This is a genomic window from Streptomyces sp. UH6 (assembly GCF_013421635.1).
In the GTDB taxonomy this organism is placed as follows: Bacteria; Actinomycetota; Actinomycetes; order Streptomycetales; family Streptomycetaceae; genus Streptomyces; species Streptomyces abyssomicinicus.
Genome location: NZ_JACADT010000267.1, coordinates 1 through 6462, shown reverse-complemented (window position 1 = coordinate 6462; position 6462 = coordinate 1). Strand labels below are relative to the sequence as shown.

Genomic DNA, 6462 nt, shown 5'->3' with positions numbered 1-6462 from the left:
CCGTGGACCCCAACGAACCCGGGCACTACCCGGCCTGCCCGCTGCTCAGCGTGACCGGCCTCTACTGCCCCGGCTGCGGCGGCCTCCGCAGCGCCCACGCCTTCGTCCACGGCGACCTGGCCGCCGCGCTCCAGTCCAACGCGCCGGCCGTCGTGGGCTACCTGCTCTTCGCCGTCCTGTGGGCCGTCTGGGCGGTGCGGGCGGCCCGGGGGCTGCCGGTGCGGTTCGATCCCCGTCCGGCCCAGCTGTGGGCGTTCGGCGCGGTGCTGGCCGTGTTCACCGTCGTCAGGAATCTCCCGTTCGGGCACTGGCTGCACCCATGAGGCCCTCCGTGCACACCTGATGCCTCTTGCCGGGAAACGTCCAGGTAGTGGGACCGGCGGCGCCGGATGCGGGAGCGGGGGCCGCCTGCGGATACCATCGCCAGTGACCATCGGTATCGAACGGAACCGACCACCGTCACGGAAGGGGGCCGCTCGCGTGAGTGTGCTCGACGAGATCATCGACGGAGTGCGGGCCGACCTCGCGGAGCGGCAGGCGCGCGTCGGCCTCGACGAGCTCAAGGAGCGCGCGGCCAAGGCCCCCGCCGCCAAGGACGGCGCCGCCGCCCTGCGCGGTGAGGGCGTCAAGGTCATCTGCGAGGTCAAGCGGTCCAGCCCCTCCAAGGGCGCGCTGGCCGCCATCGCCGACCCGGCGGCCCTCGCCGCCGACTACGAGGCGGGCGGCGCCGCGGTCATCTCCGTGCTGACCGAGAAGCACCGGTTCGGCGGATCGCTGGACGACCTCGAGGCGGTCCGGGCCCGGGTGGACATCCCGGTGCTCCGCAAGGACTTCATCGTCTCCTCCTACCAGCTCTGGGAGGCGCGGGCCCACGGCGCCGACCTCGCCCTGCTGATCGTCGCCGCGCTCGAGCAGCCGGCCCTGGAGTCGCTGATCGAGCGGGCCGAGTCGATCGGGCTCACCGCCCTGGTCGAGGCACACGACGAGGACGAGGTGGAGCGCGCGCTGGACGCGGGCGCCAAGGTCGTCGGTGTGAACGCGCGGAACCTCAAGACGCTGGAGGTGGACCGCTCCACCATCGAGCGGGTGCTGCCGGAGATCCCGCCGCACATCGTCAAGGTCGCCGAGTCCGGCGTCCGCGGGCCGCACGACCTGATCGCCTACGCCAACGCCGGGGCGGACGCCGTCCTGGTCGGCGAGTCGCTGGTGACCGGCAAGGACCCCAGAACGGCCGTGGCCGACCTGGTGGCCGCGGGGGAACACCCCGCAATCCGGCACGGGCGCGCCTGAGGACGGGTAGCCTGAGGTGATGTCCGCCGAGCCGCAGCCCGCCGAGTGCCGCGGATCCGCGGGTGCGTGCCGAACGGCCCGCACCCCGGAGCCGTGCGCCGGTCAGGCCTGCCCGGCGGAGCCCGCCGAGGAGCGCTTCGCGCGACTGGCGCGCGGCTGCAAGCCGCGCGGGTGCAGGGCACCGGCCCGGCGGGTGCGGGGCCGCAGGGTCCGGTACGTCATAGGGGACGAGCCCGGACAGGTGAACGGGATGCGATGGCGCGGGGGCGAAGCCCCACGCCGATCCGACATCACCCGTGACCACCTGTTGAGGTGACTCTTCGCATGTCCAGTCAGTTCTTCGTGCCCGATCCGGAAGGGCACGTCCCCACCGTCGCCGGCTACTTCGGCGCCTTCGGCGGCAAGTTCATCCCGGAGGCGCTCGTCGCCGCCGTCGACGAGGTCGCCGTCGAGTACGGCAAGGCCAAGTCGGACCCCGAGTTCGCCCGCGAGCTCGAGGCCCTGCTGGTGCACTACACCGGCCGTCCCAGCGCGCTGACCGAGGTTCCCCGCTTCGCCGAGCACGCCGGCGGCGCGCGGATCTTCCTCAAGCGCGAGGACCTGAACCACACCGGCTCGCACAAGATCAACAACGTGCTGGGCCAGGCCCTGCTGACCCGGCGGATGGGCAAGACCCGCGTCATCGCGGAGACCGGCGCCGGACAGCACGGCGTGGCCACCGCCACCGCCTGCGCGCTGTTCGGCCTCGACTGCACCATCTACATGGGCGAGATCGACACCCAGCGCCAGGCGCTCAACGTCGCCCGGATGCGCATGCTGGGCGCCGAGGTGGTCGCGGTGAAGTCCGGCAGCCGCACCCTCAAGGACGCCATCAACGAGGCGTTCCGCGACTGGGTCGCCAACGTCGACAACACCCACTACCTGTTCGGCACGGTCGCCGGGCCCCACCCCTTCCCCGCGATGGTGCGCGACTTCCACCGGGTGATCGGCGTCGAGGCCCGCAGGCAGCTGCTGGAGAGCGCCGGCCGGCTGCCCGACGCGGCGGTCGCCTGCGTCGGTGGCGGCTCCAACGCCATCGGCCTCTTCCACGCCTTCATCCCCGACGAGGGCGTCCGCCTGATCGGCTGCGAGCCGGCCGGCCACGGCCTGGAGACCGGCGAGCACGCCGCCACCCTCACCGTCGGCGAGCCGGGCATCCTGCACGGCTCCCGCTCCTACGTCCTCCAGGACGAGGAGGGCCAGATCACCGAGCCCTACTCCATCTCCGCCGGTCTGGACTACCCGGGCATCGGCCCGGAGCACGCCTACCTCAAGGACAGCGGCCGCGGCGAGTACCGCGCGGTCACCGACGACGCCGCCATGCAGGCACTGCGCCTGCTGTCGCGCACCGAGGGCATCATCCCGGCGATCGAGTCGGCGCACGCCCTGGCGGGCGCGCTCGAGGTCGGCCGCGAACTCGGCCCGGAGGGCCTGATCGTGGTCAACCTCTCCGGCCGGGGGGACAAGGACATGGACACGGCAGCCCGTTACTTCGGGTTGTATGATGCCGACGCGTCGGTCGCCGCCGACCAGGCCGGCGACGTCGCGGAGATCGAGGGGGACGCCAAGTGACCGGGAACCGACAGCTGTTGAGCGACACTCTCGCGGCCACGAAGGCCGAGGGCCGGTCCGCGCTCATCGCTTATCTTCCGGCGGGCTTCCCGACCGTCGAGGGCGGCATCGACGCGGTCAAGGCAGCCTTCGACGGCGGCGCGGACGTGGTCGAGGTGGGCCTTCCGCACAGCGACCCGGTGCTGGACGGCCCGGTCATCCAGACCGCCGACGACATCGCGCTGCGCGGCGGGGTGAAGATCGCCGACGTGATGCGCACGGTCCGCGAGGCACACGAGGCGACCGGGAAGCCGGTGCTGGTGATGACCTACTGGAACCCGATCGACCGCTACGGCGTCGAGCGGTTCACCGCGGAGCTCGCCGAGGCCGGCGGCGCGGGCTGCATCCTGCCCGACCTTCCGGTCCAGGAGTCCGCGCTGTGGCGTGAGCACGCCGAGAAGCACGACCTGGCCACCGTCTTCGTGGTCGCCCCGTCCAGCCAGGACGCGCGGCTCGCGGAGATCACCGAGGCCGGCAGCGGCTTCGTCTACGCGGCCTCGCTGATGGGTGTCACCGGCACCCGCGCGTCCGTCGGGGAGCAGGCCCAGGAACTGGTGCGGCGCACCCGCGCCACCACCGACCTGCCGGTCTGCGTGGGCCTCGGCGTCTCCAACCGCGCCCAGGCGGCCGAGGTCGCGGGCTTCGCCGACGGTGTGATCGTCGGCTCGGCCTTCGTGCAGAAGATGCTCGACGCCGGCGACGACGCGGACGCCCGCCGCGAGGCGGTCCGGGCGCTCGCCGCCGACCTGTCGGAAGGCGTGCGCGGGCGGGCGTAGGGCCGCCAGGCCCCGTACCCGGCCCCGCGGAGGGTCAGGGGGACAGGGCCACTCACTCGAACGGGTGGACATGGGACCGGGGAGGCGCGTTGCGCCTCCCCGGTTCGTTCTGCCCCATGTGAGTGAGAAGAACCGAGACGGAAAGCGCAGCGCCCGCCAGCGCCTGGCGGTGGAGCGCGAGAAGCAGAAGGCAGCGGAGAAACGCCGCCGCGCCCTGATCGTCGGCGGGGCCGTGGTCTGCGTCCTCGGTCTCGCGGCTGTCGTCGGGGTGCTGGCCGCCAACTCCGGCGGGGACACCAGCGACGCCGAGGGCCCGGCCGTGGCCCCCTCCGGCGCCGGCGGCGAGAAGAAACTGGCGGTGCCCGTCGGCAGCCCCGACGCCCCCTCCACGCTCGTGGTCTGGGAGGACTTCCGCTGCCCGGCCTGCAAGGCCTTCGAGACGGCCTACCGGTCCACGATCAACGAACTGACCGAGGCGGGCTCCCTCAAGGTCGAGTACCACCTGGTCACGCTGATCGACGGCAACCTCGGCGGCAGCGGCTCCCTGCGCTCGGCGAACGCCGCCGCCTGCGCGCAGGACGCCGGGAAGTTCCCCGCCTACCACGACGTCCTCTTCGACGCCCAGCCCGCGGAGACGGACGACGCCCTCGCCGACAACGCGAAGCTGATCGAACTCGCCGGCAAGGTCCAGGGCCTCGACACCCCCGCCTTCCGCGGCTGCGTCGACGACGGCACCCACGACAGCTGGGTCCGCGAATCCAACGAGGCCTTCCGCTCCGGCGGCTTCAGCGGCACGCCGACGGTCCTGCTCAACGGCAAGAACATCTACCAGGACCGTTCGATGACGCCCGCCAAGTTCCAGCAGATGGTGGAGGCGAAGGCGGGCCGTTAGCCGTCCTCGCGGCCGCGCCCCGTTATGGAGCCGTTGCCGGGCCGCCCGCCTTCCCGGCGGCCCGGCACGGTAGCGTCGACCCTGCCATGGAACTTGCCTACATTCCCAGCCCGTCGCGCGGGGTGCTGTACCTCGGTCCCGTCCCGCTGCGCGGCTATGCGTTCTGCATCATCATCGGCGTCTTCGTCGCCATCTGGCTCGGCAACCGGCGCTGGGTCGCCCGTGGCGGACGGCCGGGCACGGTCGCCGACGTCGCGGTGTGGGCCGTGCCGTTCGGCCTGGTCGGCGGCCGCCTCTACCACGTGATCACGGACTACCAGCTGTACTTCGGCGCGGGCCGTGACTGGGTGGACGCCTTCAAGGTATGGGAGGGCGGTCTCGGCATCTGGGGCGCGATCGCCTTCGGCGCGGTCGGCGCCTGGATCGGCGCGCGCCGCCGGGGCATCCCGCTGCCGGCGTACGCCGACGCGGTCGCCCCGGGCATCGCCCTCGCCCAGGCCGTCGGCCGCTGGGGCAACTGGTTCAACCAGGAGCTGTACGGGCGTGAGACGGACCTTCCGTGGGCGGTCCACATCACCTCCTCGCTGGACGGCCGCGTCCCGGGGTACTACCACCCGACCTTCCTCTACGAGTCGCTGTGGTGCATCGGCGTCGCGCTGCTGGTCATCTGGGCGGACCGCAGGTTCAAGCTCGGGCACGGGCGGGCGTTCGCGCTGTACGTCGCCGCGTACTGCGCCGGGCGGTTCTGGATCGAGTACATGCGGGTCGACGAGGCCCACGAGATCCTCGGCCTGCGGCTGAACAACTGGACCGCCGTGCTGGTCTTCCTGCTGGCCGTGCTGTATTTCGTGCTGTCGGCGCGGAAGCGGCCGGGGCGGGAGGCGGTCGTCGAGCCCGGAGCGGGGGACGACGACTCCGGTTCGGGCTCCGGCTCCGACGCGGACCCCGGCTCCGGTTCGGACTCCGACTCCGACTCCGGTTCCGGTTCCGATGCGGACTCCGGCTCCGGTGAGGGCTCCGGCGGGGGTGGGTCCGCCGAGGCGGCGGGCCGGACGGACGCCAAGGGCAAGTAACCCCGCCTCGCGCAGGCACCATGCGGCACGGCGCCGCGTCCCGTATCCCCGGGGCGCGGCGCCGTCGCATGTCCCCCCGCGGGCAGTCGCACCGGCGGGCCGATGTCCTGATCGCCGTGGTCCGCGACCTGCTTGCCCTTTGCCCGAGCCCATGGTCGGCTTCGGGCATGGGGGACGAGCATTCCGAGCACCTGGCACTCGTCCGGCGTTGGCTCGCGGGCGAAACCGTCCACAACACCGTCGGCATCGCCGTCGTCGGCGGCCCTTTCGACGGGCGGACCAGGATCGTCGTGCTCGACCGGGCAGGAGCACCACCCGCAGGTTTCCGCGGCCGCCCCGGCCGAGCACCGGGGCCTTGGGACCCCACGGTCAAGCACACCTACCTGGCGGTCCGAGCCCCCGACACCTCTGCGGGCTGGATCTACGAACACGCCGAGGGCGACAGCACCACGGAAGAGACGTGCCGGAACCCGTAGGAGCAACGGGACCCTTCCCGCTGCGGGCAGTCGTGCTGCCGGGCGCGCCCCACCCGTTCCGTCTGCGGGCGATCGTGCCGCTGGGCGCGTCCCACCCGTTCCGTCTGCGGGCAGTCGTGCCGCTGGGGCGGCACGGGTGGGCGCAGGCCTCACGTCCTCGCGCGACGGCTCGCTCCGCGGAACGTAAGTCCCCTGGGAAGGGGGTGGGTCGGGGGATGAACAGTGCTGTCCGCCAAGGCTGGGCCTTCGGCACGCCGCTGTGAGGCCACGTGCGTACGGCACCGCCCGCTTGCGCCTGGTGGAGC

The 6462-nt window shown here is 72.8% G+C and carries 8 protein-coding genes; all 8 read left to right on the top strand.

Annotation, left to right across the window (positions count from 1 at the left end):
* The first annotated feature begins 2 nt into the window (after positions 1-2).
* The 8 genes from HW445_RS14970 to HW445_RS14940 all read left to right on the top strand — a co-directional run bounded on the left by HW445_RS14970 (position 3) and on the right by HW445_RS14940 (position 6157).
* Positions 3-323 carry a DUF2752 domain-containing protein gene (locus tag HW445_RS14970; protein WP_308799168.1) on the top strand — a complete coding sequence of 107 codons (321 nt, stop codon included), beginning with the start codon at positions 3-5 and terminating at the stop codon, positions 321-323.
* 157 nt (positions 324-480) lie between these two features.
* Positions 481-1290 (top strand): indole-3-glycerol phosphate synthase TrpC, encoded by an 810-nt coding sequence (trpC, locus tag HW445_RS14965; protein WP_180221513.1) that lies wholly within the window; start codon positions 481-483, stop codon positions 1288-1290.
* A gap of 19 nt (positions 1291-1309) precedes the next feature.
* Positions 1310-1606 carry a tryptophan biosynthesis modulator TrpM gene (gene trpM / locus HW445_RS34415; protein ID WP_374939653.1) on the top strand — a complete coding sequence of 99 codons (297 nt, stop codon included), beginning with the start codon at positions 1310-1312 and terminating at the stop codon, positions 1604-1606.
* Positions 1607-1614: 8 nt separating this feature from the next.
* On the top strand, positions 1615-2901 hold the full coding sequence (gene trpB / locus HW445_RS14960; RefSeq protein ID WP_180221512.1) for a tryptophan synthase subunit beta: 1287 nt from the start codon (positions 1615-1617) through the stop codon (positions 2899-2901).
* Positions 2898-3716, top strand: a complete 819-nt coding sequence (trpA, locus tag HW445_RS14955; RefSeq protein WP_180221511.1) for a tryptophan synthase subunit alpha — start codon at positions 2898-2900, stop codon at positions 3714-3716. Before trpB ends, trpA begins: the two co-directional genes overlap by 4 nt.
* A 118-nt stretch (positions 3717-3834) precedes the next feature.
* Positions 3835-4608, top strand: a complete 774-nt coding sequence (locus HW445_RS14950) for a thioredoxin domain-containing protein (protein WP_180221510.1) — start codon at positions 3835-3837, stop codon at positions 4606-4608.
* A gap of 86 nt (positions 4609-4694) precedes the next feature.
* Entirely contained in the window at positions 4695-5681 is a 987-nt protein-coding gene (lgt, locus tag HW445_RS14945; protein WP_180221509.1) for a prolipoprotein diacylglyceryl transferase, read from the top strand.
* A gap of 167 nt (positions 5682-5848) precedes the next feature.
* The gene (locus HW445_RS14940) at positions 5849-6157 is read left to right on the top strand and encodes a hypothetical protein (RefSeq protein WP_180221508.1); all 309 of its coding nucleotides are present in this window, start codon (positions 5849-5851) and stop codon (positions 6155-6157) included.
* The last annotated feature ends 305 nt before the right edge of the window (positions 6158-6462 follow it).

Excerpts from the sequence above, each read along its gene's own strand:
- HW445_RS14940 (WP_180221508.1), top strand. The coding sequence starts at position 5,849 with ATGGGGGACGAGCATTCCGAGCACCTGGCACTCGTCCGGCGTTGGCTC.
- lgt (WP_180221509.1), top strand. The coding sequence starts at position 4,695 with ATGGAACTTGCCTACATTCCCAGCCCGTCGCGCGGGGTGCTGTACCTC.
- trpB (WP_180221512.1), top strand. The coding sequence starts at position 1,615 with ATGTCCAGTCAGTTCTTCGTGCCCGATCCGGAAGGGCACGTCCCCACC.
- trpM (WP_374939653.1), top strand. The coding sequence starts at position 1,310 with ATGTCCGCCGAGCCGCAGCCCGCCGAGTGCCGCGGATCCGCGGGTGCG.